General features: G+C 69.3%; 21 protein-coding genes and 2 pseudogenes. 9 read left to right on the forward strand and 14 right to left on the reverse strand.

The window, feature by feature from the left end; all coding sequences use genetic code 11:
* Nucleotides 1-41: 41 nt before the first annotated feature.
* On the reverse strand, nt 42-731 hold the full coding sequence (locus ACIO9J_RS24815; protein WP_402003451.1) for a nitroreductase: 690 nt from the start codon (nt 729-731) through the stop codon (nt 42-44).
* 100 nt (nt 732-831) lie between these two features.
* Here ACIO9J_RS24815 and ACIO9J_RS24820 point away from each other — a divergent pair, with 100 nt between their 5' ends.
* Nucleotides 832-1,425, forward strand: a complete 594-nt coding sequence (locus ACIO9J_RS24820) for a TetR/AcrR family transcriptional regulator (protein WP_402003453.1) — start codon at nt 832-834, stop codon at nt 1,423-1,425.
* 44 nt (nt 1,426-1,469) lie between these two features.
* On the opposite strand, the gene ACIO9J_RS24825 is transcribed toward ACIO9J_RS24820, so the two are convergent.
* Entirely contained in the window at nt 1,470-2,873 is a 1,404-nt protein-coding gene (locus tag ACIO9J_RS24825) for an amidohydrolase family protein (protein WP_402003456.1), read from the reverse strand.
* 180 nt (nt 2,874-3,053) lie between these two features.
* On the opposite strand from ACIO9J_RS24825, the gene ACIO9J_RS24830 reads away from it, so the two are divergent.
* Complete coding sequence (locus tag ACIO9J_RS24830) at nt 3,054-3,620, forward strand: dihydrofolate reductase family protein (RefSeq protein WP_402003459.1); 567 nt, start codon at nt 3,054-3,056, stop codon at nt 3,618-3,620.
* A gap of 60 nt (nt 3,621-3,680) precedes the next feature.
* A pseudogene (locus tag ACIO9J_RS24835) lies at nt 3,681-4,434 on the forward strand (MgtC/SapB family protein).
* A gap of 29 nt (nt 4,435-4,463) precedes the next feature.
* On the opposite strand, the gene xdhC reads toward ACIO9J_RS24835, so the two are convergent.
* Genes xdhC through ACIO9J_RS24850 form a run of 3 tightly spaced genes read right to left on the reverse strand, consistent with a single transcriptional unit; the run spans nt 4,464 to nt 9,275 of the window.
* Entirely contained in the window at nt 4,464-5,273 is an 810-nt protein-coding gene (gene xdhC / locus ACIO9J_RS24840) for a xanthine dehydrogenase accessory protein XdhC (protein ID WP_402003651.1), read from the reverse strand.
* Between the two features lies 1 nt (nt 5,274).
* Nucleotides 5,275-7,755 (reverse strand): xanthine dehydrogenase molybdopterin binding subunit, encoded by a 2,481-nt coding sequence (gene xdhB, locus ACIO9J_RS24845; protein ID WP_402003462.1) that lies wholly within the window; start codon nt 7,753-7,755, stop codon nt 5,275-5,277.
* Nucleotides 7,752-9,275 carry a xanthine dehydrogenase small subunit gene (locus ACIO9J_RS24850; protein WP_402003465.1) on the reverse strand — a complete coding sequence of 508 codons (1,524 nt, stop codon included), beginning with the start codon at nt 9,273-9,275 and terminating at the stop codon, nt 7,752-7,754. Before ACIO9J_RS24850 ends, xdhB begins: the two co-directional genes overlap by 4 nt.
* A gap of 539 nt (nt 9,276-9,814) precedes the next feature.
* On the opposite strand from ACIO9J_RS24850, the gene ACIO9J_RS24855 reads away from it, so the two are divergent.
* Both ACIO9J_RS24855 and ACIO9J_RS24860 read left to right on the forward strand, forming a co-directional pair.
* Nucleotides 9,815-11,038, forward strand: a complete 1,224-nt coding sequence (locus ACIO9J_RS24855; RefSeq protein WP_402003468.1) for a serine hydrolase domain-containing protein — start codon at nt 9,815-9,817, stop codon at nt 11,036-11,038.
* 371 nt (nt 11,039-11,409) lie between these two features.
* The gene (locus tag ACIO9J_RS24860) at nt 11,410-12,072 is read left to right on the forward strand and encodes a DUF6299 family protein (RefSeq protein ID WP_402003654.1); all 663 of its coding nucleotides are present in this window, start codon (nt 11,410-11,412) and stop codon (nt 12,070-12,072) included.
* Nucleotides 12,073-12,077: 5 nt separating this feature from the next.
* On the opposite strand, the gene ACIO9J_RS24865 is transcribed toward ACIO9J_RS24860, so the two are convergent.
* The 6 genes from ACIO9J_RS24865 to ACIO9J_RS24890 all read right to left on the reverse strand — a co-directional run bounded on the left by ACIO9J_RS24865 (nt 12,078) and on the right by ACIO9J_RS24890 (nt 15,758).
* Nucleotides 12,078-12,290, reverse strand: coding sequence for a hypothetical protein (locus ACIO9J_RS24865; protein WP_402003471.1), 213 nt, complete (start codon nt 12,288-12,290; stop codon nt 12,078-12,080).
* A gap of 12 nt (nt 12,291-12,302) precedes the next feature.
* Nucleotides 12,303-12,659 (reverse strand): hypothetical protein, encoded by a 357-nt coding sequence (locus ACIO9J_RS24870; protein WP_402003474.1) that lies wholly within the window; start codon nt 12,657-12,659, stop codon nt 12,303-12,305.
* A 107-nt stretch (nt 12,660-12,766) separates the two neighbouring features.
* A complete protein-coding gene (locus ACIO9J_RS24875) occupies nt 12,767-13,042 on the reverse strand; it encodes a hypothetical protein (RefSeq protein ID WP_402003477.1) in 276 nt (91 codons plus the stop codon).
* Nucleotides 13,043-13,354: 312 nt separating this feature from the next.
* Nucleotides 13,355-14,014, reverse strand: a complete 660-nt coding sequence (locus ACIO9J_RS24880; protein ID WP_402003480.1) for a hypothetical protein — start codon at nt 14,012-14,014, stop codon at nt 13,355-13,357.
* A gap of 94 nt (nt 14,015-14,108) precedes the next feature.
* A complete protein-coding gene (locus ACIO9J_RS24885; protein ID WP_402003483.1) occupies nt 14,109-14,999 on the reverse strand; it encodes a class I SAM-dependent methyltransferase in 891 nt (296 codons plus the stop codon).
* A 165-nt stretch (nt 15,000-15,164) separates the two neighbouring features.
* Nucleotides 15,165-15,758, reverse strand: a complete 594-nt coding sequence (locus ACIO9J_RS24890) for a helix-turn-helix domain-containing protein (protein WP_402003486.1) — start codon at nt 15,756-15,758, stop codon at nt 15,165-15,167.
* A gap of 263 nt (nt 15,759-16,021) precedes the next feature.
* On the opposite strand from ACIO9J_RS24890, the gene ACIO9J_RS24895 reads away from it, so the two are divergent.
* From ACIO9J_RS24895 to ACIO9J_RS24905, 3 genes are all read left to right on the forward strand, one after another.
* Nucleotides 16,022-17,644 (forward strand): MFS transporter, encoded by a 1,623-nt coding sequence (locus ACIO9J_RS24895; protein WP_402003489.1) that lies wholly within the window; start codon nt 16,022-16,024, stop codon nt 17,642-17,644.
* A gap of 42 nt (nt 17,645-17,686) precedes the next feature.
* Nucleotides 17,687-18,685, forward strand: a complete 999-nt coding sequence (locus ACIO9J_RS24900; protein WP_402003492.1) for an ArsR/SmtB family transcription factor — start codon at nt 17,687-17,689, stop codon at nt 18,683-18,685.
* Between the two features lie 273 nt (nt 18,686-18,958).
* Nucleotides 18,959-19,306 carry a hypothetical protein gene (locus ACIO9J_RS24905; RefSeq protein WP_402003495.1) on the forward strand — a complete coding sequence of 116 codons (348 nt, stop codon included), beginning with the start codon at nt 18,959-18,961 and terminating at the stop codon, nt 19,304-19,306.
* Between the two features lie 191 nt (nt 19,307-19,497).
* On the opposite strand, the gene ACIO9J_RS24910 is transcribed toward ACIO9J_RS24905, so the two are convergent.
* Nucleotides 19,498-20,427, reverse strand: a complete 930-nt coding sequence (locus ACIO9J_RS24910) for an ADP-ribosylglycohydrolase family protein (protein WP_402003498.1) — start codon at nt 20,425-20,427, stop codon at nt 19,498-19,500.
* Between the two features lie 42 nt (nt 20,428-20,469).
* Nucleotides 20,470-21,648: a serine hydrolase domain-containing protein gene (locus ACIO9J_RS24915; protein ID WP_402003501.1), complete on the reverse strand. Its 1,179-nt coding sequence runs from the start codon at nt 21,646-21,648 to the stop codon at nt 20,470-20,472.
* Nucleotides 21,649-21,989: 341 nt separating this feature from the next.
* Between ACIO9J_RS24915 and ACIO9J_RS24920 the strand changes: the two genes are divergently transcribed.
* Nucleotides 21,990-23,003 carry a D-alanyl-D-alanine carboxypeptidase family protein gene (locus ACIO9J_RS24920; protein ID WP_402003504.1) on the forward strand — a complete coding sequence of 338 codons (1,014 nt, stop codon included), beginning with the start codon at nt 21,990-21,992 and terminating at the stop codon, nt 23,001-23,003.
* A gap of 130 nt (nt 23,004-23,133) precedes the next feature.
* Here the strand turns inward: ACIO9J_RS24920 and ACIO9J_RS24925 are convergent.
* A pseudogene (locus tag ACIO9J_RS24925) lies at nt 23,134-23,253 on the reverse strand (alpha/beta hydrolase); the annotation flags it as partial.

The raw sequence follows: 23,253 nt of genomic DNA on the forward strand, positions 1-23,253 counted from the left end.
GCCGGGGCCGGTGTTCGGCAGAAGCCGCTGGGTAGAAGCCGCTAAGCGTGGAACGCCGTGGTCGACTCCAGGGCGGCCCGCTCAGTGACGACCCGGTTCACCGGCGCGCTCGCGTCGGCGTAACCGAACGAGATCCCCATGAGCAACTTCCCTTCCGTGGTCCCGAGTTCGGCACGGATGGTGTCGCCGTAGAAGCTCAACAGACCCTGCGGGCAACTGTCCACGCCGTACGCGGTCATGGCCAGGAGCAGCGTCTGCATATAGGCGCCGACGTCGGCGGCCAGGCGCGGCCCGCCGTCTCCGGTGACGAACAGGAACGCCGCATGCGGAGCGCCGTAGAAGCCGAGGCTCTGCGCGTCGTAGGCCGCGCGCGCCGCGTGGTCGTCGGGGCCGATGCCCAACGCCGAGTAGAGGCCGGCGCCGAACGCGGCCCGCCGCTCCTGGTGGACGGGCGCGTACATGTCCTCGGAGTAGGGGAAGTCGGCCGAGACGCGCTGCTCGGCGTGGGCCGACCGCAGGGCGTGTGCCAGACGTGCGTGCCGCGCGCCGCCCGTGACCTCGACGCGCCAGGGCTGCGCGTTGGAGTTGGACGGCGCTGCACCGGCCAGGGAGAAGATCGCGCGCACGGTGTCCTCCGGCACGGCTTCCGGGCGGAAGGCGCGTGTCGCGTGGCGGCCGCGTATCAACTTCTCCGCGTAGTCACTCAGTTCGGTGGAGACCGGTGCACTCACAGAACGCTCCTCAAGGATTCGTAAGTAAACGCTGTCGTTTACTTGTAGGGATCCTAGTGTCCGAGCCTCGCTTAAGTAAACGTGGACGTATACTTCCCGCATGACTACAGTGCCTGCGACGTCCCGACGGCAGGGGCGCGGCGGACGCGAGCGCATCCTGGCCGCCGCCGCCCAACTGTTCGCCGCCCAGGGGATCAACGCGACCGGCATGGAGCAGGTCGCGGAGCGGGCGCCGGTGTCCAAGCGCACCCTCTATGTCCACTTCCGGACCAAGAACGACCTGGTCATGGCCTATCTCCAGGACCTGACCTCGGCGGGGCACACGCTGGAGAGCGTGCTGACCCGCGAGGACGTCCCGCCGCGCGAGCGGATCATGGGACTCTTCCTCCAACCCGCACCGGAGGCGAATCCGGTGCGCGGCTGCCCGTTCATCGACGCCGCCGCGGAATTCCCCGATCCGCACAGCGACGTGCACTCCTACGCCCGCGAACAGAAGCTGCTGATGGTGCGGCTCGTCACGGTGCTGGTGACGGAACTGGGCTGCCGCGAGCCCGCCGCACTCGCCGAGCAGCTGGTCACCCTCGCCGACGGTGCCGCCAGCCGCGCCATGGTGCTCGGCGACGCGGACTACGGACGGCACGCGAGGGCGGCGGCGGAAGTTCTCCTGGAGACCGCACTACCGCGCACGCGCTGAACGTGTCACCGCGCGTGGCCCGCGGACGTGGCTGATCGGTGCGGTCAGCTGGTGGCGGGCAGGTGCGCCGCCGCTTCTTCCGCGGCGTGGACGACCTTGTCGGGGTTCACCCCCACCAACGCGCCGTCGGTCTTGCGCGGTCTGCCGTCCACGTACACGTCGGTGATGTTGGGCGGCTGGCCGTTGAGGACGATCTGGCTCGTCCAGTCGAAACGGGGCGCGAAGTTGAGGGTCCCGGGATCGAGGACGAGGACGTCGGCGCGTTTGCCGGGGGTCAACGAGCCCACCTGGTCGGCCATGCCGATGGCCTCGGCGCCGCCGGTCGTGGCCATGCGGAGGACGGCAGGGAGCGTCGGGTGGATCCCCGGGTCCTCGTGCAGCGCCCGCTGGAGGCCGACGGCGGCCTTCATCAGGGCGAACATGTCCGAGGTGTCGTTGGTCCCGCCGTCATGGCCCAGGCCCGCCTTGACGCCGGCCTTGTGCAGTTTCGGCAGCGGCATGATGCCCGAGGCGAGGCGCATGTTGCTCAACGGGCAGTGCGCCACCCGCACGTCGCGGTCGCCGAGGAGCGCGATCTCCTCGCGGGTGAGGTGGATGGCGTGGTTCATGAGCAGGTCGGGGCCGAGGGCGCCGATCTCGCGCAGGGTCTGTATCTGCTCGTCGTCGCGGTCGGTGCGGTGCTCCAGTACGTGTGAGTTGAGCATCAGCCCCAGGTCCTTGGCCTGTTTCCAGGAGGCCCGCAGTGACGCGATGCCCGCCCTGCGCGCGTGCACCGCGATCTGGGCGGAGGCCAGCGGCAGCGGGTCCAGGAGTCTCTCCTTGACGGTCCGGACCTGCTCCTCCGCTCCCTCGAAGGCGGCCATGGCGTAGACGAAGCGCAGCCCCGCGTCGTCCAGCGCCTGCACATAGCGCTCGCTCGTCGCGTACGGGATGGCGTGCACCCAGTCGACCAGCGTGGTCACCCCGGCCTGGAGGGCGTCGAGCGCGGCCAGGTGCACGAAGGCGTACATGTCCGACGGATCGATCTTGGGCAGCGTCGGGCGGTTGCACGTCTTCAGCCAGCCGGCCACGTCCTGATCCGAGCAGCCGCCCCGGATGCTGGACTGCCACAGATGGTTGTGGATGTCCACGAACCCGGGCATCACGAACCGGCCCGAGACGTCCCGCACCCGGGCGCCGCGCGGCGCCTCCAGGTGCTTGCCGACGGCCGCGACGGTGCCGTGCCGCAACAGGACGTCGGCGCCTTCGAGGAGGCCGAGCTCCCCGTCACCGATTCGCGGGTCCATCGTCAGGACGAGCGCGGCGTTCTTGAGCAGGGTGGTCCGTCCTCGGCGATCGGGCGCGGCGGACGCCGGTCCGGTGCTCTTGGAGACGGCTGCCAGCGAGAGACCGCCGGCTCCGGCGAGGAGGCTGCGACGGTTGAGGCGCAGTGGTTTCTGAGAGGTCATTGCGGCGTTATACCGCCGGTTACAGCACCGTCGACAGATGAGATCCAGCCCATGGTTCGGAATTAAAGTTCCGCGATGCGGGATTCGCGGGCGACTCGGAAACGGGGCCGCGACGCCAACGATGAGTTCTGTGACACCCGGCAGTCGTAGTGTCGAACTCGTGGACGAGGAGGGGTTCTGATGCGCAAGGTGACCTATTCACTGAGCATCTCGCTCGACGGCTACATCGTCGGTCCTGACGGCGGCTTCAACTGGTCGGCACCGGACGCGGAGGTCTTCCGCTTCTCCACCGACGAGGTACGAGAGGCCGGCGTCCACCTGCTGGGGCGGCGGCTGTACGAGTCGATGCTGTACTGGGAGACCGCCGACCAGGTGCCCGGCCTCGATGACCACTTGACGTCCGAGTTCGCCGAGATCTGGCGGGCGCTTCCCAAGGTGGTGTTCTCCACCACCCTGACGGAGGTGCGGGGCAACACCCAGCTGGCCACCGGCAGCCTGAAGGAAGAGATCGAGCGGCTGCGGGCCGAGCCGCGGGAGGGGAACATCGCGATCGGCGGCGCGGAGCTCGCCGCCGAAGCGGCCGCGGCGGACCTCATCGACGAGTACCGGGCCAGGGTCTACCCCGTACTGGTCGGCGGCGGCACTCCGTTCTTCCCGCGCCACGAGCGCCACGTGGACCTCGAACTCGTCGAGACCCGCGCGCTGACCTCGAAGATCGGCTACTTCCGCTACCGCGTGGCGCATTAGCGGGCCGGCCGCACAGGGGGCTGTGCACGTCGCGGTGGGGCCGGAGGGAATAATCGCGACATGTTGCCGACCGGTGAAGTGCCGTGGTCAAGCGCCGCCCCCCTCTTCGACATGAGCGCGGGGCAGGGCGCCCGTCAGTTCGCCGAGCTCGGACTCGCCCTCCTGCTGTCCTTGCTGATCGGAGTCGAACGCGAGGCCCGGCAGCGGAGCGCGGGCATGCGCACGCACATGCTGGTGGGCGTGGGCAGCGCGCTGTTCATGGAAGTCTCCATACACGGATTCGCGGGCGCGGACGGGCTCGCGGGCGTGTCCTTCGATCCGTCGCGGGTCGCCGCCCAGATCGTCTCCGGGAACGGCTTCATCGGCGGCGGGCTCATCTTCGTCAAACGGGACGCCGTACGGGGACTCACCACGGCGGCGACCATCTGGCTGACCTGCGGCATCGGCATGGCGTGCGGCGGAGGTCTGCCCCTGCTCGCCGCCGCGGCGACAGCGGTGCACTTCCTCGTCGTGCGGGGCCTGCCGCACCTGACGGACCGGATCCCCGCTCAAGCCCCGCCCGGAGACCCTGGAACTCACCGTGGCCTACGACACCGCACACGGATCGCTCGGCCGCGTCCTGGAGTTGTCGACCGCGGCGGGCTTCCGGGTGGACGCCGTCCGCGTGCTGCGTGGCGAGGCGTCAACGGGCGTGACCTCGGCCCGGCTGAGACTGGCGGGCTCACCGGACATCCACGCCCTCGTGGCCGACCTCGCGGAACTCGACGGTGTCAGGGAGATCGACCTGGGCTCATCGGCGTACGCGACGGAGTGACTCCGAAGCGGGGCGTTCGACGCGGGGAGTCAGTTCCCCTGGGTCTCGAACATGCGCAGCAGGTCAGCCGCCACGCTGACGGCGATGGTGGCGGGATCCTTGCCGGTGATGTCGGCGAGACCGATCGGTGTCTTGATCCGGTCGATGGTGGCCTCGTCATGACCTCCCTCGGTCGCCAGGCGCTTGCGGAACCGCGCCCACTTGGCCGCCGACCCGATCAGCCCGATGGAACCGAGATGCGTGGCGCGCAGGGCCGCGTCGCACAGAGCGGCGTCCTCGGCGTGATCGTGGGTCATGATCAGGACGTGGGTGCCGGGCGGCAGCTCTTCGAGCACCTCCTCCGGCAGCAGCGGCGTGTGGTGCGTGTGCACCTGCGCCAGCGCGTCCGCGAGCACGTCGAGCCGCTTCTTGGCGAGCATGTCGGACCGGCTGTCGACCAGATGGAGGTCGAGGTCCTGACGGGCCAGGACGCGCGCCAGTTCGAGGCCGACGTGTCCGACGCCGAAGACCGCGACCGCCCGTACGACCGGCAGCGGTTCGAGCAGCACCGAGACTGTGCCGCCGCAGCACTGCACACCGTGCCGATTGGTGACCTTGTCGTTCAGGGCGAAGTCGACCAACTCCGGCTCCGGCTTGGCCGCTTCGATCATCTCCCGGGCCCGGTCGATCGCGACGGCCTCGACGTTGCCGCCGCCGATCGAGCCCCATGTCTCGCTCCGCCCCACGACGAGCTTCGCACCGGCCTCGCGCGGGGCATGGCCGCGCACGGTCGCCACGGTCACCAGCACGCCGGACTCCCTGCGTGCTCGCAACCGCGCGACCGCGGCGACCCATGTCATGTCAGGCACCGCTCAACGCTTCCGTGCCGGCGGGGCGGGCGCCGCCCGCGACGATCCCGTCGCGCGCGTGACCGTTCGAGGAAGCATCGGCACCGGAGTCCACCGAGGCACCGGAGTCCACCGAGGCACCGGAGCCCGCCGCAGCATCGTTGGCCGCGCCCTCCCGAGCGGCCTGCACCGCCCAGAACACCGCCTCCGGCGTCGCGGGCGACGCCAGCTCCACGGCCGCGCCGCTCGGACCGAAGGCCGCGGCCGCCTGACGCAACGCCTCACGCACCGAGAACGCCAGCATCAGCGGAGGCTCGCCCACCGCCTTCGAGCCGTACACCGCGCCCTCCTCGGCGGCGTGTTCCAAGAGGGTGACGTTGAACTCCTCGGGCATCTCCGAGAAGCTCGGCAGCTTGTACGTGCTCGCCGCCTGGGTGAGAAGACGGCCCCGACCTGCCCCGTCACCGGTGTCCCAGCGCAGGTCCTCCAGGGTCAGCCAGCCCGCGCCCTGCACGAAACCACCCTCGACCTGGCCGATGTCGATCAACGGGGACAGGCTGTCGCCGACGTCGTGGACGATGTCGACACGCCGGATGCGGTACGCGCCGGTGAAGCCGTCCACCTCGACCTCGGCCGCCGCGGCGCCGTGGGCGAAGTACTTGAACGGCGTACCCCGGAACGCCTTCGCGTCCCAGTGCAGCCCCTCCGTCCGGTAGAAGCCCGCCGCCGACAGCTGCACCCGCTGGAAGTACGCGGTACGCACCAGGTCGTCCCAGGCCAGCTCGGTGTCGCTGCCCAGGGCGCGCGCGACGCCCTCGACGATCCGTACGTCCGACGCGCTCGACCCCAACTGGGTGCCGGCCACCTGAAGCAGCCGCTCGCGCAGCTGCTCGCAGGCGTTCTTCACCGCCGCGCCGTTGAGGTCCGCCCCGGCGCTGGCGGCGGTGGCGGAGGTGTTGGGCACCTTGTCGGTCCGCGTCGGAGCGAGGCGCACCTTGTGCAGCGGGACGCCCAGTGTGGTCGCGGCCACCTGCAGCATCTTGGTGTGCAGGCCCTGCCCCATCTCGGTGCCGCCGTGGTTGATCAGGACCGAGCCGTCCTTGTAGATCAGGACCAGCGCGCCGCCCTGGTTGAAGGCGGTGAGGTTGAACGAGATGCCGAACTTGAGGCCGGTGACCGCGAGCGCCCGCTTGGTGTGCGGATGCGCGGCGTTGAAGGCGGCGATCTGCCGCTTGCGCTCGGTGACGTCCCCGTTCTCCCGCACCTGCTGCCAGACGGCGGCGATCCGTTCGGGCTGCACGACCTGCTGGCCGTACGGCGTCGACTGGCCGCGCTGGTAGAAGTTGCGCTCCCGCAGGTCCATCGGGTCCAGGCCGAGCAGCGGAGCGCAGCGGCCCATGATGTCCTCGATCACCAGCATGCCCTGGGGCCCGCCGAAGCCGCGGAACGCGGTGTTGGAGACCTTGTTGGTCCTGGCGATGCGGCCGGAGATGCGCGCGTTGGGAATCCAGTACGTGTTGTCGATGTGGCACAGGGCGCGGGCCACCACCGGCTCCGACAGGTCCAGGCTCCAGCCGCCGTCCGCGGTCAGGGTCGCGTCCAGGGCCCGGATGCGCCCGTCCGCGTCGAAGCCGATCCGCCACCGGGCGTGGAAGCCGTGCCGCTTGCCGGACATGGTCAGGTCCTGGGTCCGGTTGAGGCGCAGCCGGACGGGCCGGCCGGTCAGCCGGGCACCGAGCGCGGCGACGGCCGCGAACCCGTGCGGCTGCATCTCCTTGCCGCCGAAACCGCCGCCCATCCGCAGACACTGCACGGTCACCTCGTGACTGTGCAGACCGAGCACGTGGGCGACGATCTCCTGGGTCTCGGACGGGTGTTGGGTGCTGCTCTGCACGAACACCTGCCCGCCCTCGTCGATATGGGCGAGCGCCGCGTGCGTCTCCAGGTAGAAGTGCTCCTGGTCGGAGAACTGGATCTCCCCGGTGAACACGTGTGCCGAGTCGGCGAATCCGGCGTCCACGTCACCGGTCACCATCTGCGGCCGGGCGCCGTGGAAACTGTCCGCCGCCATCGCGTCCTGCAACGTGACCAGCGAAGGCAGTTCGTCGAGCTCCACCTCCACGGCCGCCGCACCGAGCCGGGCGGCCTCCAGGGTCTCCCCGAGCACCCAGGCGACCGCGTGGCCGTAGAACATGATCTCGTCGGGGAACAGCGGCTCGTCGTGCTTCATCCCGGCGTCGTTGACACCGGGCACGTCGGCACCGGTCAGCACGCGGACCACACCGGGTACGGCGAGCGCCGGCTCGGTGCGCACCGCGGTGACCCGGCCGTGCGCCTTCATGACCTGCACCGGGTACGCGTGCAGCACGTCCTTGGTGCGGGCGACCAGGTCGTCGGTGTAGAGCGCGGCGCCGGTGACGTGCAGGGCGGCACTCTCGTGCGGCATCGAGACGCCGACGACCGGCTTCTCGGGGCGCTGGGACAGATGACTCATGACGACACCGCCTCGGTGGTCCGTGCGTGCAGCTTCAACAGGCTCTGGCCGAGCATCGCGGAACGGTAGAGGGCGCTGGCGCGATGGTCGTCCATCGGCGTGCCCTCGCCCCGCAGCACCCGGGCCGCCTCCTCCACAGTCTCCGCCGACCACGGCGCGCCTTCCAGGGCCGCCTCGGTGGCGAGGGCGCGGATCGGGGTGGCGGCCACACCTCCCAGACCGATCCGTGCCTTGCGTACGATCCCGTCCTCGATGTCGAGCGCGAGAGCTACCGCCACGCTGGAGATGTCGTCGAAACGCCGTTTGGCGATCTTGTGGAAGGCGACGACCGGTGACAGCGGCCGCGGTACGCGCACCGCGCGGATCAGCTCCCCGGGGCGGCGCACGCTCTGCCGGTACCCGGTGAAGTACTCGGCGAGCGGCACCTCCCGCTCGCCGTCGGCGTCGGCGAGGATCACCGAGGCCTCCAGGGCGAGCAGCACCGGCGGGCTGTCACCGATGGGCGATCCGGTCCCCAGATTGCCGCCGAGGGTCGCGCCGTTACGGATGAGCCGGGAGGCGAACTGCGGGAACAGCTCCGCGAGGAGCGGCACGTCGCCGTCGAGACGGCGCTCGATCTCGGTGAGCGTCAGCGCCGCCCCGATCACGAGGGAGTCGGCCTCGACCCGCAGCTCGCGCATTTCGGGCAGCCGGTCGACGGCGATCACGCAATCCGCGCGCCGGGAGCGGATGTTCACCTCCACGCCCCAGTCGGTGGACCCGGCGACCACGACGCCGTCGGGCCGTTCGCGCAGCAGCTGCAGCGTCTCGGCGAGGGTGTTCCTGCGCAGGAACACCCGGTCGCCCAGGGCGTATTCGGTGGCCACCGGCGCGGGCGGTGACTGCTCGCGGCGCCGCGCGAGCGGGTCCTCGTCGGTGGGCGCTCCGACGGCGAAGGCGGCATCGCGGATCGGGCGGTAGCCGGTGCAGCGGCACAGGTTGCCACTCAGCGCGTGCAGATCGAAACCGTTGGGGCCGTGCTCGGCGTCGGCGTCGGCGTGTGCGGCTTCGGCGGCGTGGTCGGTCGGGCCTGCGGCCTCGGTCGAGTCCGGGGTCCCGACCGTATCCGCGTGCGCGCAGCGGTCCGGGCGGTAGTACTCGGCGGCCATGCTGCAGACGAACCCTGGTGTGCAGTAACCGCATTGGGAGCCACCGCGGACGGCCATCTCCTCCTGCACCGGGTGCAGCGAAGGCGGCGCGCCGGGCTCGTCGACGGTGGCGAGGCCTTCGGAGGTGATGATCTCCTGTCCGTCGAGTGCCGCGACCGGGACCAGGCAGGAGTTGACCGCCACCCAGTCGGTGGGCTTGGCGACGCCGGGACGGGCCACCAGGACCGAACAAGCGCCGCATTCTCCCTCGGCGCAGCCCTCCTTGGTGCCGGTCAGGCCGCGGTCGCGCAGGTACTCCAGCACCGTGGTGTGGGGTGCGGCCGGAGCGATGGGGGTCTCTTTCCCGTTGACCGTGATCCGCGCCGCCGTCATGACTGGGTTCCGTTTCGGTGCGCGATCGGTCGATGCATGATGTTCGCCAATGTCAGGCAGCTTTCTGTGTTCGGACGCGCCGGGTCGAAGCAGCGTGCGCGGTCCAAGGAACGGGCGCGAAACGGCACGTGACAGCGACGTACCGGAAAAAAGGGGGCGGGAAACCCCGGGGTGTGCCACGACGGCACATCAGGACGGCGTGCTCAGCAGCCGTGCGCGATCCGACCGGGCACCCAGGCCGTGCACTGGGCGAGGCGACCGAGATCAGAGCTGGTGTACATCCGCTGGTCGCCTCCTTTCGCTGGTCATGGGTCGGACGATTACCGAAAAGTAGTGGCAGGGACCACCGAGGTCAAGAGGGGGCCTCGGCATCGGACCCCGGTACGACGCGGCGGAATCCGATGGTCCCCTGGTCCTCTTCGCGTAGTACCACGGTCCCGTTCTTGCCTCCATGGTCAACCGCGCGGTCTGGGCCGACGTCACACGCAGCACAGGGGCACATCTCGCCCCTGGGAGACGACGACCTGGAGGCAACACCCATGGAGCGCAGAGCCGCTGCACGTACGACGTCCCTCGCGATCGCGGTCGCCGCACTGCTGGGAGCGGTCGCCACCGCTCCCTCGGCCCACGCGACGGAGCGGGCGGACCGGGGCCACGAGGCGACCAAGGCCGCCCTGAGGGCACTGGTCGAGGACGGCGAGCTGCCCGGCGTCGCCGCCAAGGCCCGCGACGGCAAGGGGAGTTGGTTCGGTACGGCCGGACACGCCGACGTCGGCACGGGGCGCGAGCGGTCGGCCGCCGATCACTTCCGCGGGGGCAGCATCACCAAGACCTTCATCGCGACCGTCCTGCTCCAACTGGAGGCGGAAGGGAAGCTGAGCATGGACGACACCGTCGAGACATGGCTGCCGGGCCTGGTGCGAGGCAACGGGTACGACGGCAGCAAGATCACACTGCGTCAGTTGCTCAACCACACCAGTGGCATTGCCAATTACACCGACGACCCCACCATTTCCCACAACTCCGCGGGGCCCGGCTTTCCGCAGCACCAGCACGACACCTACACGCCCGAAGAGCTCGTGGCGGCCGGACTGAAGCAGGCGCCCTACCCCCAGCCGGAGAAGGCACCCAAGTATTCGAACACCAATTACGTGATCGCCGGAATGGTCATCGAGAAGGCGACGGGCCGCGGCTACGCACAGGAGGTCACCCGCCGGATCCTGCGCCCGCTGAAGCTGCGCGAGACCTCGTTTCCCGGCACGGCGCCCCAGATGCCGAACCCGCATCCGGTCGGGTACTCCCGCCTCCACCAGAAGGCCCCCGACGCCGAGGTGGTCGACGCCACCGAACAGAACATGACGTGGCTCGGCGCCGCGGGCGACGTCATCTCCACCACCGGCGACCTCAACCGTTTCCAACGAGCCCTGATGCAGGGCAAGTTGCTGCCGAAGGCCCAGATGAAGGAGATGCTCGCCGAAGTGCCGGACGGTGAGGTGCTCGGGTACGGGCTCGGCGTCGAGTTCGCCAAGCTGTCCTGCGGCGTGCAGGTGGTGGGCAAGAGCGGCCGCACCAACGGCTCGCTGTCGGCGATGGTTGGCACGGCGGACGGCAAGCACCAGCTGACCTTCAACATCAACGGCGACTGGCTGCGCGACGGCTCGATGTACACCGACGTGATCGAGGCCGAGTTCTGCGGCAAGGTTCCGGCGTCGAACGGTCACGAGCGGAGCCGTGACCTCCGGGGGCCTGCTCTCTCCGAGTGAGCGTCCAATGAGACATCGGTGAGACATGGGTGAGGCATAGGTGAGCTGCCGCTCTGGAATGCGAGAACGGGCCCGTCCGTTCGAGCGTGCATACAGGTGGGGGTTTCCCGGGCGGGACCGCGCGAGTCCGCCCGGGGCGAACCCCGTCCGGCAGGGCGCGGCGCAAGGAGAGGCAGCACACCGTGGAGCACGAGCGGAAGGGGACGGGGCGGGCCGTCGGGGGTACGGGCGGCCCGGCATTCCTCGGCGGGGGGCTTCTGGGCGAATTCCGTGACTGCCACCGGAAACCCCTTATGGTTCGGCCGGATACGGCGTGCGCCGCTCCCAGGTGCCTGCATTCCGCCAAGCTGAACTACACCTCGTTCCGGGCGATGCAGAGGAGGCTCTCTGAAACGCCGGCTTCGGAACAGGGCCCACGGGCCCAACGGGGCGTACCCGACGAACAGGCGACCGCACCTGCCGCTCGGCGTCGACCGCCGCACGCATCCAGTCGGGGGCATTGGCCCGGAGCAGCGTGTCGTTATGCGGGGCGGGGCGTTGGGCAGCGCGTGCGCCAGGCCTGGACGGCGGGCGCGGCGAAATGCCTAGGGAGAGGAACTGTGTCAGTGCGAGGAAGGCTTGGTGCCGCCGGCGTGGTCGGTGCGGCGTTGTTGGCGGGAGTTACGGGTCCGGCAAGTGCGTTGGGATTCGCGTCGGTTTCCGTTGACGCGACGGGAACCGTTTCCAGGGACGGAACGGTCACGGTCTCCGGAACGTACCGCTGCGCGCCGCGCCCCGGCCCGGGGCCGGTGTTCGTGTCCTCCACGGTGCGACAGGGCGGGGAGCGGCACGGCATCGGCGGCACGGCAGCACGGTGCGACGGCGCCGAGCACACCTGGGTGAACCACGAGAAGCCCGGACACGGGGCCCTGAAGCCTGGAGCCGCCGAGGTCGAGGCGACGTTGATGCACCTCAACACCCGCGGCGGCCTGCCCATGCCGGCCATCGCCGCGACCGACCAACAGGACATCGAACTGCGCCCCGCGAGGAGCTGAGGCCGCTAAGGCCGCTCCTTCTTCGTCCGCTTCATGTAGACGGTGAAGCAAGCCCAGAGAAGGACGATGACCGCGACGGCGATCCATCCGCGGTGTCGTCCGGTGGACAGGGTGAGACCCGTGAAGAGCAGGACGAGCAGCAGAGCGAAGATGTTCGCGAGCCTGGCGTAATGCCGGACCCCTGCCTGCTGCTCCATCGTCCAACCGAGGTGGCCCATGCCGATCACCTTTCATGAATGGGGCAGAGGAACTGGGGTGGAACCCGTCACGGGTTCCACCCCAGCGTGTTGTCTGTTACCCGAAGAGCCATCGACACCGGCATCCCGGACGATCAGTCCGTCCGTGACCCAGAAGTAGCGGCCACCGAGAGCTTCTCCGCTTTCTGCCCAGACCTCCATCAGGCGTGCGACTTCTGTGAGCGTGAACACGGTGGCGGTCCACCGGGAGCCGTCCTGGAGGTTCACGAGGACATCGACATTGCACACCGCGTCCAAGTCCTCGTCCGGGCCAGGCAGGAACACGGCCTCGAAGGCCTTCGTGCGGACCCGGTACCAGGGCTCATCCCAACCCTGTGGCCGGGGAGTCACCCGTTTTAGTCCGACGGGCCGGAGCGAAACCGGTGGAGCAGTTCAAGGGTGGCAGGGCTCTCCACGTCGAAGGTCTGGCCTCGTTGTTCGGCGGGAAGTTCCAGCCCTCAGATGCGGGCACCGTGGCGGCGGAAGCAGAAGGCGATCTCGAAGAGCTGATCGGTGGTGTTGTGAGCTCGGATTCCCCAGCCCGGGAGGAAGCAGCGGTACAGCTCACTGCCTGGTAGGTCGACGATCAAGGACAGGGCCTGCTTGGCTTGGTCGCCTTCCCAGATGGCGGCTGTGTCGCCGGCCAAGTTCTCCGAATTGAGGTGTCTGGCAGGGTCGGTGATGCGGACCACCTCGATGAGTTCGGTCCTCCCATGGCTGGGCGGTAGCAGCATGCTCCTCATTTTTCAGCGCGTGCATTTTCACCGAATCGATCGCGCGTCGCGACCAGCCCAAATCACCGCGTAGACCCAACTCGTCCTATGCGAGGGAGCTTGGCCCACACCCGAGCCCGACCCCACACAGTGAGACGCTGTGGCATCGTCCGCCGCCCTGAGGACGGGTCTGTGCGGTCGGCACCACCCGCTGGGGGCGGACTCCCACAGCCCGTCCGGGACAAGATGCTTCAAGGTCGTCATGGAGGAAGGCCGCCGACCACACCAATCGCAACGACGTCTGAGCAGGATCCGCGCACGTAGCTGGGGAGTTTAAGTCGTACTCCGACACCAGTCACCAAGCTCACGATAGATGTGCGCCGTCCGGCATTCGGGTGCTGCGAGACACTCGGCTTCGCCGCGATAGACGGCGATGAGAGTGTCCCTACCGCGCCACCAGTTGTCCGTGATCCCTTGGACCTCGGGCACGGGTTCGTACGAGTCCAGATCGAGGTCGTCGACGGCGCAGCCCGTGATCTTTGTGATGCTCTGGGACCAGAACGCCGCGTGGTGGGCCAACGCCAGGGACTCGACCCAGCCGTCGACGCCGGCGTGCAGGGACGTCCAGCGATCTGCGTGGATTCCGAAGTCACCATCGGGCCCGATCATGAATCCGTAGGCCATCGACACCCGTCCGTCTCCGGCCGGGAACCACCATCCTTCGTCGGCAGACCCTTCAGGGACGTCCGCATCGAGGATCCGCGGACCGCCTTCGTAGAACGGAGACGGCGGCAGGGCGATGCCGCCCCAGCGCTTCTGGAAGGCGGCGACCCGGTCGATCTGGACCGAGGGAATTCCGTACCTGAGCCACTCTTCGCGGTGAGGCTCGACATCTAGGCGCGGGAGGAGCAGCCCGTGCACCTCAAGGAAGCGTTGAGCTCGACGGCTCAGGGTTTCCGGTGCTCGTGGGGCGCACGATCCATGCTTGGTCACGCAGGGACGGTATGCGTCAGGGAACGCTTGGTGGAAGGCGCGGCCGCCGTCTCGCATGAGGGTGCTTGTCCCCGCCGGTGGCCCGAAGGTCACCTCAGGCGCGGCGTGCGGCCCAGACCGTGCGCTCCGTGCGGACTGCCAGGTCGTCGCGGCGCAGGATGCTGTTCGGGCTGTCCTCGTCGAGGAGTTCGTCGAGGGCGGCCAGGTCCTCGGGCGGGAGCGTGGCCGCGGCGACGCCGCGGATGCGCTGGAGGCTGCCGTGGGCGTAACGGCCGATGGCCTCGCTGCGCCCGCCTTCGATGTCGACGGTGATGGTGCGCTCGTCCTCGACGGTGAACCCGGCCGCGCCGAGCATCGGACCCCAGTCGGCGCCGCGGTGCGGGACGTGCTCGACGTGGTAGCTCTCGGTCGCGGCATGGGCGCGGTCCTCGAGGCCGGGACGGTTCTCGGGGGCGTCGGCGGGCAGGAAGCGGGGGAAGCCCGCGAGTTCGACGACGGCGAACAGGCCGTCGGGTGCGAGCAGGTCGTGGACGCCGGTCAGGGTGCGCGCGGGGTCGGCCATGTGATGCATCGAGGCCGATGCCCACACCAGGTCCGGTGTGCCGAGGTCCGGCCAGTCGCTGCTGTCGAGGTCGGCCTGCACGGTGCGCACGCGCTCCTGCACGCCGCGGGCGCACGCCTTCTCGCGCAGGAGCTGAAGGTGCCCGGCCGAGGTATCGACGGCGGTGACGTGTGCTTCGGGGAAGCGCTCGAGGAGCGCGAAGGTGCCCGCTCCCGTGCCGCAACCCAGGTCCACGATCTGGCGCGGCTGGCTCTTCAGCGGCAGCCACGCGGTGATGGACGCGATGTGCTCGGCGAGTACTTCGGCGTCCAGGTCGAGTATCTCGGCTTGCCCGCTGTCGTCGTGCGACCCGTGGTGCCCGTGTGACTCGTGGTGGCCGTGCAGGGCGTCATGGGGGGAGGTGTGCTGGTGCGCTGGGGTCATGCCAACACCGTAAACCGATGATGCGCGGATGGCGTGACCGCTTGCGGGATACGCAAGAAGGTGGGGGCGTGTGCTGCCCATCGCGCAAGATCGCCTGGTGGGGTGGCGTTGTGTACGTGTCCACGGCGGGCCCTCTGCGCCCTGCTCGTGGGAGCTCCGTACGCCTCAGCAGTCGGCCTCGGTGCCGTCGGCCTCCTTCTGGTGGCCGCGGCGGGCGTCGCGGTCGAAGATGCCCATGATCTCGCACGGTCCGCCTTCGGCGCCGATGGCGTGGGGCATCATCGTGGGGAACTCCGCGGCCTGGTTGGTCTCGATGCGGAAACGCCGGTGGCCGAGCATGAGGATCGCCGTGCCGGACAGCACCACGAGCCATTCGCGGCCGGGGTGGGCGCGCATGCGGGCGGGGTTGTCCGGTGGCGGGTCGGTCATCCTCTGACGCATCACGCTCATGCCGGGGTCGCCCTTGATGGGCCAGCGCATCAGGCCGTGCGTGGCGTCGATCATCGGGCTGATGACGACGTCGTCGGCGGCGTTCTCCACGAGCTGGTCCAAGCTGGTGTCCAGGGCGCGGGCGAGCGTGACGAGCTGGTCCAGGGCGAGGCGGCGCCGGCCGTTCTCGATGCGGCTCAGCGAGGACTGACTGATGTTGGCCCGCCCGGCCAGTTCGTCCAGGGACCAGCCCTGCGCGACGCGCAGAGCGCGGATCCGCTTGCGTACGAGGCTGTCCAGCTGCCCATCTTCTTGCGTCATGGGCAACATCGTATGCCCACAGTGCATGACGGGCTTAGCGTCGGACGCGGATGGCCCAGCACGGGGCCACGTACGACGAAGCCGAAAGTCCCGGCACGCCCCTCTCCTGCTGCTGCCGCTGAGTAGTCACGCGCCTGCACCACCCCATCGCTGCGCGCGCCGAGCGGCCCCCCATCTCACCAACCTCGCGACCGGCCCTGTACCGGCGCCGACTCCCATGCCCTCTGGGAACGCCCCTTGGGCCCTTGGGAATGCCCTTCTGGAAGGAAGACATGAGTATCAACCAGCCTCCCCGGACCGAGGCCGCCGCACCGGTCAGCGACGAAGGCACGCCGGACGCGCGTCAGCTGCGCGCGATCCTCATCTCCGTCTCGATCGCGCTGATGGCCGTCATCGCCTCGGTGTCCGGGCTGAACGTCGCCCAGACCCACATGGCCGTCGAGTGGCACGTTTCGCAGACGACCGTCCTGTGGATCATCAACATCTACACCCTGGCCCTGGCCGCGCTGCTGCTGCCGCTCGGCGCGCTCGGTGACCGGCTCGGCCGCAAGCCCATGCTGATCGCGGGATTGATCATCTTCGGGGTCGCCAGCGTCGCCGCGGGGCTCGCCCCGTCGGCCGAGGTCATGATCGGAGCTCGCGTGGCGGCCGGTGTCAGTGCCGCGATGATCATGCCGATCACGCTGGCCGTCATCACCTCCACGTTCCCCGAGAAGGAACGGGGCAAGGCGATCGGAGTGTGGACCGGTGTCGCCGGAGGCGGCGGCATCCTGGGTATGTTCCTGTCCGCCCTGCTGGTCGACGTCGCCGACTGGCGCTGGCTGTTCGTCCTGCCCGTGGTCCTGGTCGTCGTGGCACTGGTGATGACGCTGAAGTCGGTGCCCAACTCTCTTGAACGGGCGGCCCATTCCTTCGACACCATCGGCGCGCTGGTCGCCACCGTCGCCGTGGTCGGTCTCATCGTCGTCCTTCAGGAAGGCCCCGAGCGCGGTTGGACCGACCCCTTCACGCTGATCAGCCTGGGCGTCGGCGTGGTCGCCGGAGTCGCCTTCGTGGTCTGGGAACTGCGCCGCCGTGACGCCGCGTTGCTGGACGTACGCCTCTTCCGCGAGCGCGGCCTGGCCGGTGGCTCCATCACGCTGCTCGTCGTCTTCGGCGTCCAGGCCGGAATCGCCGTGGTCCTCTTCCCGTTCTTCCAGGCGGTCCTCGGCTGGTCCGGGCTGCTGTCCACCGTGGCGATGATGCCGATGGCCGTCATGATGATGCTGGCCTCGGGGCTGGCACCCAAGATGGCTGCCAGGATCGGCGTCCGCTCCACGATGTCGGTGGGCGTCGCCGTGGCGGCTCTCGGCCTGGCCGCGATGGCGTTGTTCGTGTCCGTCGACGGCGGCTACCTCTCCATCCTGGCGGGCATGCTCGCCATGGGCATCGGCATGGGTCTTTCGATGACGCCGTCCACCGAGGCGATCACCAGCTCGCTGCCCCGCGCCGAGCAGGGCGTCGCCTCCGCGCTCAACGACGTCACCCGCGAGTTCGGCACCGCCCTGGGAGTCGCCATGCTCGGCGCGCTGCTGGCCAACGGCTACCGCGGCGCCATCGACGGCAAGCTCCACGGAATCCCCACCGCCGCCCAGGACACGGCACGCGAAGGCGTCGCCAACGCCATCGAGGTCGCGCCCACGACCGGAAGCCACGCCCAGGATGTGATCCACGCGGCACAGCAGTCCTTCGTGGAGGGCTGGCAGCAGGCCATGTGGATCGGCGCCGCGGTGATGGCGGCGCTGTTCGTCTACGTGGCCCTGCATGGTCCGGAGAAGACCGTGCGCCTCCAGGCCGAGGACGTCTCGACCGGCAGTGGCTCGATTGATCATTGCGTGACGTCCGCCCAGAAATGAGACTGCTGGTGCCAGGCAGTGACGCGTAGGACGGGGCGCTCGGTGAAACGCATCCACTTCACGGCGGAGGATCTGGCGCGAACCCGCGTGGCCACGACGATCGGCCTGGCGGCGGAGACCTTCGACAGCGTGCAGCTGTTGAGGAACCGCGACTCCAGTGCGGCCTTCCGCCGCTGGCACGTCTCCGTACGCGGACGCCTGGGCGAACAAGCAGGCCCGCTCGCCGCGTTGATGCCCGACCGCGGTCCGCAGCTCGACGCGATGAGCCTGATGGGAGACACCGCATCCCTCGACGAGGCGGTGGACAACCTCATGGCGGCTCCCCGCGCCCTGATGCGCGTGGAGCTGGAGGGCATCGACTTCCGCCCCGCACACCGACCCTGGGCCCGCGCCCTGATGGACGGGGACCGGGAGGCTCGCCTCCAGGTGGCCACGGCACTCAGAATCTGCCACGACCTCACCGTTGCCCCTTACTGGAGCAGCGTGCGCTCCCACCTCCGCGAGGTCCGGGCCGGATACGTGAGCACGATGGCCGACGGCGGGGTCGAGCAGCTCCTGACCACAGTCTGCGCTCCGTTGGTCCGCTGGCGGCCGCCGGTGCTCGAAGTGGCCCACGCACGCGATGCGGAGGTCCATCTGAACGGGCGGGGTCTCGTCATCGCGCCGACGCTGTTCTCCACACGGCACGTCGAATTCCTGTATCCGTCGCTGGACCCGGACCGGGCGCCCGTTCTGGCCGTCCCCACCCTGCGGGAGGCCTCGTTCGACACCACGCTGTGGGAGGGCGCCGACGAGTCCACCGCTCCGTCACTCGATGATCTCCTGGGACGTACCAGGGCGGCGGTGCTGGAAGCGGCCGTCGGCGGATGCGGCACCACGGAACTGGCCCGCTGCCTGAACATCTCACCGGCGACCGCGAGCCACCATGCGTCGGCGCTGCGCAAGGCCCGTCTGATCACTTCCCGCCGTGAGGGCAAGGCGGTCCTTCACACGGTCACGTCCTTGGGCATCGCCTTGCTGGGGCGGAGTCCTTACCTCTGACGGAACGGCCGGTCGGATGAGGGAGGGGAGTGGGCCCCAGGGCCCCCGCGCCGGGCACGTCACGACCCTCCACGTTCGACCCTGCACGGTCACGACCCTCCACGTTTCGACCCTCTTCGAAACGTTGGCGGCCGCCCGTGGCCGAAGCCTAGGTTGAGGCCCTCGATCGAGAGCGGTGACGGGACCCCCGCCACCGCGACGGCTCGTCGTAGAGCAGCGGAAATGTGCCTACGGCGACGGATCAGACACCTCGTCAACAGCTGGGGGATCGGCATGATCAAGGGACGTATCGCGACGACGGTGGCGTCGGTAGCGCTCGCCCTAGGGGGAGCACTGACCGTCGCGCCGAGTGCCGTGGCGCAGAGCGGCTCGTCGTCGACCGCTGTCCCGTCGCCCGACAAGTCTTTGCAGCGGGCGTGTTGGGGGACACCGGAACGGGGCAGCGGGGGCCACTACGGAAACAGCGGCTGGTGCGACACGGGGCGCTACCGGCAGGTGATCCGCTGCGAGACCCTGGGCGGCTACCGCTACATCCACTACGGCCCCTGGGAGTGGGCGCCCACGAAGAGCACCGCGTGGTGCAACCTCGGCGACAGGGTCGTCGAGACCTGGCTGGAGTGAGTCAGTCGGGATCTTCACTACTGCCCCTCTAGAGTTGCCGCGTCACCTTCGAGGTGGCGCGGCAACTCGCCGTGCATACGACGGTGGCGTCGACCGGTACGGTGTCGCGCACTTGTACGTGAAGCTCATCTCCGCCCGCCCCCACCTCTGTCTGCGTTCGTTGAAGGGGTCGTTGCGGAGTAGGGACCGGTTCAGCTCGTGAGGCGGTGTGTGAGGTGGAGCAGGTCCGGCAGCCGCAGTACCCGTCCGTCGAATCCCGGGAGGGGGACATGGAGTGGCCGGGTCCAGCGGGCGGGGATGGCGTCCAGTCCGTAGCGTGCGCCCGCGAGGCCTCCGGTGACCGCGGCGACGGTGTCGGTGTCGCCGCCGAGGTCGATCGCCGCGCGTATCGCGTCTTCGAAGCTGTTGGTGGTACGCAGGGCCCAGACGGCGGAGCCCAGGCAGGGCCAGACGGCGCCGTTGAACTCGGTGGCCTGATCGGGGTGCCAGTGCGGCGCGAGGACAGTGGCGTAGCGGTCCCGGTGTTCGGGATGGACAAGCGCCAGGATGTCCGGGAGCGCGGCGACGGGGTCGGTGTCCTTGAGCGTGACACGGATGAGTTCGTGGAAGACCGCGGTGCCTTCCCAGGCCGCGCGGTCGCCGTGGGTGAGGGCAGCGATGCGGCGGGCCGCGTCCATGGTGGCTTCTTGCCCGGCGGCTGCGAAGTGGACTGCTGAGGTCGACGCCCGCATCAAGGAGCCGTTGCCCGCTGCTCGTCGGTTGACCTGGAAATGGATCGCGGCGGCGAGGTCCCAGGAATTGCCGTTGGTAAGGACGTCTTCGGTCTGCAAGCCGATGTCCTTCGGCTCTGCCGCTGCCCATTGTTGGAAGCGGGCGAAGATGTCCGGCAGATCCAGCCCGCCCCGTTCCAGCAGCGACTCCGCGACCAGGACGGCCATCTGTGTGTCATCGGTGGCTTCACCGGGGTCCCAGCCACCGCCTCCGCACATCTCGCCACCGGTACTGCGCGAGGGAAAGCGCGCGGAGAAGGCATTCTGGGGGCCGAACTCGAAGGGACCACCCAGGGCGTCACCCACCGCCGAGCCGACGACCGCGCCGGCGGCCCGCTGGATCCGTTCCATCCGCGCAGGCTATCTGTGCCGTGCTGACGGGCGCGCGCACCCTCAAGTGGTGCGGCACAGAGCATGGTCGATGAGCTGGCGCAGTGCGTCCTCCTGGCGAGCCGCGTCCTGCGGGTCCGCCGGGCGGCTGTGCGCGGAGACCGTGACGGTGCGGCGGCCGTCCGTGGTGGTCGCTCCACGGATGACGTATCCGAAGCCGCTTCCTCCATGTCCCAGGTAACTGCCGCCGCAGGACAGGGGAGTGGAGAACAGGCCTAGACCGTCCCGGGTGCCTGCGGGGTGGCCGCTGCTCTGTGGCACCGGGATCGTGGTCCGCATGGCAGAGAGCTCGGCGGGCTTCAGGAGCCGTCCGGCGGCCAGGGCGGTGAGGAATCGGTTGAGGTCGCGGGCCGTGCCGGTCATCGATCCGTCGGCCCCGCTGTCGAAGGGACGGTAGGGGATCGTGGTGTCGGTCATCGGGCCGTCGGCGGCGAACTGCTGGTAGTTGGCCGCGTGCGGATGCGGCAGGAAGGGCTGAGTGCCGGGGGTGTCGGTCTGCTTCAGGCCGAGCGGGCGCAGGATGCGCTGGCGGACCTGCTGCTCCCAGGTGCGGCCAGTGATCTTCTCGATGATCATTCCGGCGAGTACGTAGTTCGTGTTGGAGTACGCCCAGTTGGTGCCTGCCGGGAAGTCGGGCTCATGGCGCATGGCCAGGGCGACCAGTTCTCGGGGCTGATGGGCGCGCCACCGGTTGGCGAAATAGGTCCGGGCATCGGAACCGGGGAAGACGTCGCGTATGTAGTCGGACAGGCCGCTGGTGTGCTGGAGCAGGTCGCGGACGGTGATGGTCCGTCCGTCGTTCCCGGCTCCGGAGACGACTCCGGGCAGCAGTTGCTCCACTGTCTGGTCGAGGGAGAGCCGCTTCTCGCCCACCAGTTGCAGGACGACGGTGGCGACGAACGTCTTGGTGGTGCTGCCCAGACGCAGGTAGCCGCCGTTGGGGACCGGGCGGCGCGTGTCCAGGTCGCCCACTCCGGAGCGGGCTGTGACGGTGCCGCGCGGGGTCTCCAGGCGTACCGCTACCCCGGTGACCCCGGCGTCGCGCAGCGCGTCGGCGTCACGTTGTACGGACCAACTCGTATCTGAGGGGCGGGATGTGGCGGACGCGGCGGCGGACGGCAGGGCCGACGCGGTCAGCGCAAGGGCTACGGCTGACAACCGCAAACGAGGAGAGATCATCATCGCCCGAGGCTACGAGCCGCGAAGGGCCACCAGCCATGCGGGATACGCCCCTTCTTGAACGGGTGCCAGCCGGATGGACGTGCGCGCCGGCCGGGTATCTGGCACATCCATCCACCGGTCTCCCGCCGTCGGTCGACGACGCGACCAAGGACAGGGCGCAGTCGTTCCACACGTCACAGGAACCACCCGTCACTTCCACCACTCCTCCATGGCAGTGAACTCTGTTACCCGGCTAGGACATAGCGATCTTGACACCGCCTGTCGGTAGGCAACTAGGTTCAGAGTGCAACGATTTATACGGCAAGCCCGGTGTGTCTCCGCACCGGAGAGAAGGAATATCTATGGGTTCCCATGCCCGCCCCAACCGGATCCACCGGACCGGGGCCCGGATCGCGACGGTCGCCCTGTTCGGGGCCGTCATGCCGATCACTGCCGGCGGTATCGCCCAGGCGGCCACTACTCAGACCTCCCACTCCGCCGAGGACAACGGCCCGCAGAACGCCGCGCGGAGCGACGCCGCGGTCGCTCCCGCGGGGCAGGAGCAGGGCGCGCCGGACGCGAAGGACCAGACCGACCCCGTGGTCAAGGCCGACCACGCCTTCCTCATGGATGCCCGTGACGGCAGCCAGGAACGGGAGTTGTGGGCCGGGGCCAAGGCGGACGAGAGCGTGTCGATGGCCAGCACCACGAAGATCATGACCGCGCTGGTCGTGCTCAGACAGCCGGAGTCGCTGGACCGCCAGATCACGGTGAAGCAGGAATACCGGGACTATGTCGCGAAGGTCGGCGCCAGCACGGCCGACCTCCAGACCGGCGACAAACTGACGGTGAGGCAACTGCTGCACGCCGCACTGATCCCGTCGGGAGCTGACGCGGCGAGGGCCCTCGCGGACAACTTCGGTAGGGGGAACACCGAAGAAGAGCGAATCGCCGACTTCATTGGCCAGATGAACGCCGAGGCACAGCAACTGGGCCTGACGCACACGCGTTTCGACTCGGTGGACGGCATTTCCAACGGCGACAATTACAGCACCGCCCGCGACATGGCGAAGCTCGGCCAGCGGGCCATGTTGCAGCCGGTGTTCGCGGACGTAGTGAAGCGCCAGCAGTTCAAGACCGAGGCGCCCGCGGCCAATGGACGTACCCGGTATTACACCTGGGAGAACACCAACCAGTTGCTGGGTAAGTACGACGGCGCTCTCGGCATCAAGACAGGCAGTGGCCCGGAGGCCGGCTACGCCCTGGTCTTCGCCGCCAAGCGGGATGGCCGCACCCTGGTCGGCGCGGTCCTCGGGACCCACAAGACCCGTTTCGAGGACGCCACCAAGATTCTCGACTGGGGTTTCGCACACTGAGCGATAGACACCCGGACCTCTGAGCGCGCATCTCGCGCACCCCGCGCGGTCAGAGGGCCGGGGGAACCCCGGCCCGTCCTCATCTCGGTGAGGAGGGGCCGGGGTTCCCTGTTCCGAGCTCCCATGGGCGTCAGTCGCGGTCGGCGATGAAATCGGCTATCGCGGCGGCGACGGCTTCTGGCTGCTCATCGGGGATGAAGTGTCCGGCGCTGGGCACGACGACTCCGGTCGTGTCGGCGGCCCAGGGGCT

The sequence above is a fragment of the Streptomyces sp. NPDC087300 genome, assembly GCF_044744425.1.
Classification (GTDB): domain Bacteria; phylum Actinomycetota; class Actinomycetes; order Streptomycetales; family Streptomycetaceae; genus Streptomyces.

Excerpts from the sequence above, each read along its gene's own strand:
- ACIO9J_RS24865 (WP_402003471.1), bottom strand. The coding sequence starts at position 12,290 with ATGGGCCACCTCGGTTGGACGATGGAGCAGCAGGCAGGGGTCCGGCAT.
- xdhC (WP_402003651.1), bottom strand. The coding sequence starts at position 5,273 with ATGACATGGGTCGCCGCGGTCGCGCGGTTGCGAGCACGCAGGGAGTCC.
- ACIO9J_RS24895 (WP_402003489.1), top strand. The coding sequence starts at position 16,022 with ATGAGTATCAACCAGCCTCCCCGGACCGAGGCCGCCGCACCGGTCAGC.
- ACIO9J_RS24910 (WP_402003498.1), bottom strand. The coding sequence starts at position 20,427 with ATGGAACGGATCCAGCGGGCCGCCGGCGCGGTCGTCGGCTCGGCGGTG.
- ACIO9J_RS24905 (WP_402003495.1), top strand. The coding sequence starts at position 18,959 with ATGATCAAGGGACGTATCGCGACGACGGTGGCGTCGGTAGCGCTCGCC.
- ACIO9J_RS24855 (WP_402003468.1), top strand. The coding sequence starts at position 9,815 with ATGGAGCGCAGAGCCGCTGCACGTACGACGTCCCTCGCGATCGCGGTC.
- xdhB (WP_402003462.1), bottom strand. The coding sequence starts at position 7,755 with ATGAGTCATCTGTCCCAGCGCCCCGAGAAGCCGGTCGTCGGCGTCTCG.
- ACIO9J_RS24850 (WP_402003465.1), bottom strand. The coding sequence starts at position 9,275 with ATGACGGCGGCGCGGATCACGGTCAACGGGAAAGAGACCCCCATCGCT.
- ACIO9J_RS24915 (WP_402003501.1), bottom strand. The coding sequence starts at position 21,648 with ATGATGATCTCTCCTCGTTTGCGGTTGTCAGCCGTAGCCCTTGCGCTG.
- ACIO9J_RS24830 (WP_402003459.1), top strand. The coding sequence starts at position 3,054 with ATGCGCAAGGTGACCTATTCACTGAGCATCTCGCTCGACGGCTACATC.
- ACIO9J_RS24860 (WP_402003654.1), top strand. The coding sequence starts at position 11,410 with ATGCAGAGGAGGCTCTCTGAAACGCCGGCTTCGGAACAGGGCCCACGG.
- ACIO9J_RS24890 (WP_402003486.1), bottom strand. The coding sequence starts at position 15,758 with ATGTTGCCCATGACGCAAGAAGATGGGCAGCTGGACAGCCTCGTACGC.
- ACIO9J_RS24885 (WP_402003483.1), bottom strand. The coding sequence starts at position 14,999 with ATGACCCCAGCGCACCAGCACACCTCCCCCCATGACGCCCTGCACGGC.
- ACIO9J_RS24820 (WP_402003453.1), top strand. The coding sequence starts at position 832 with ATGACTACAGTGCCTGCGACGTCCCGACGGCAGGGGCGCGGCGGACGC.
- ACIO9J_RS24825 (WP_402003456.1), bottom strand. The coding sequence starts at position 2,873 with ATGACCTCTCAGAAACCACTGCGCCTCAACCGTCGCAGCCTCCTCGCC.
- ACIO9J_RS24875 (WP_402003477.1), bottom strand. The coding sequence starts at position 13,042 with ATGCTGCTACCGCCCAGCCATGGGAGGACCGAACTCATCGAGGTGGTC.
- ACIO9J_RS24920 (WP_402003504.1), top strand. The coding sequence starts at position 21,990 with ATGGGTTCCCATGCCCGCCCCAACCGGATCCACCGGACCGGGGCCCGG.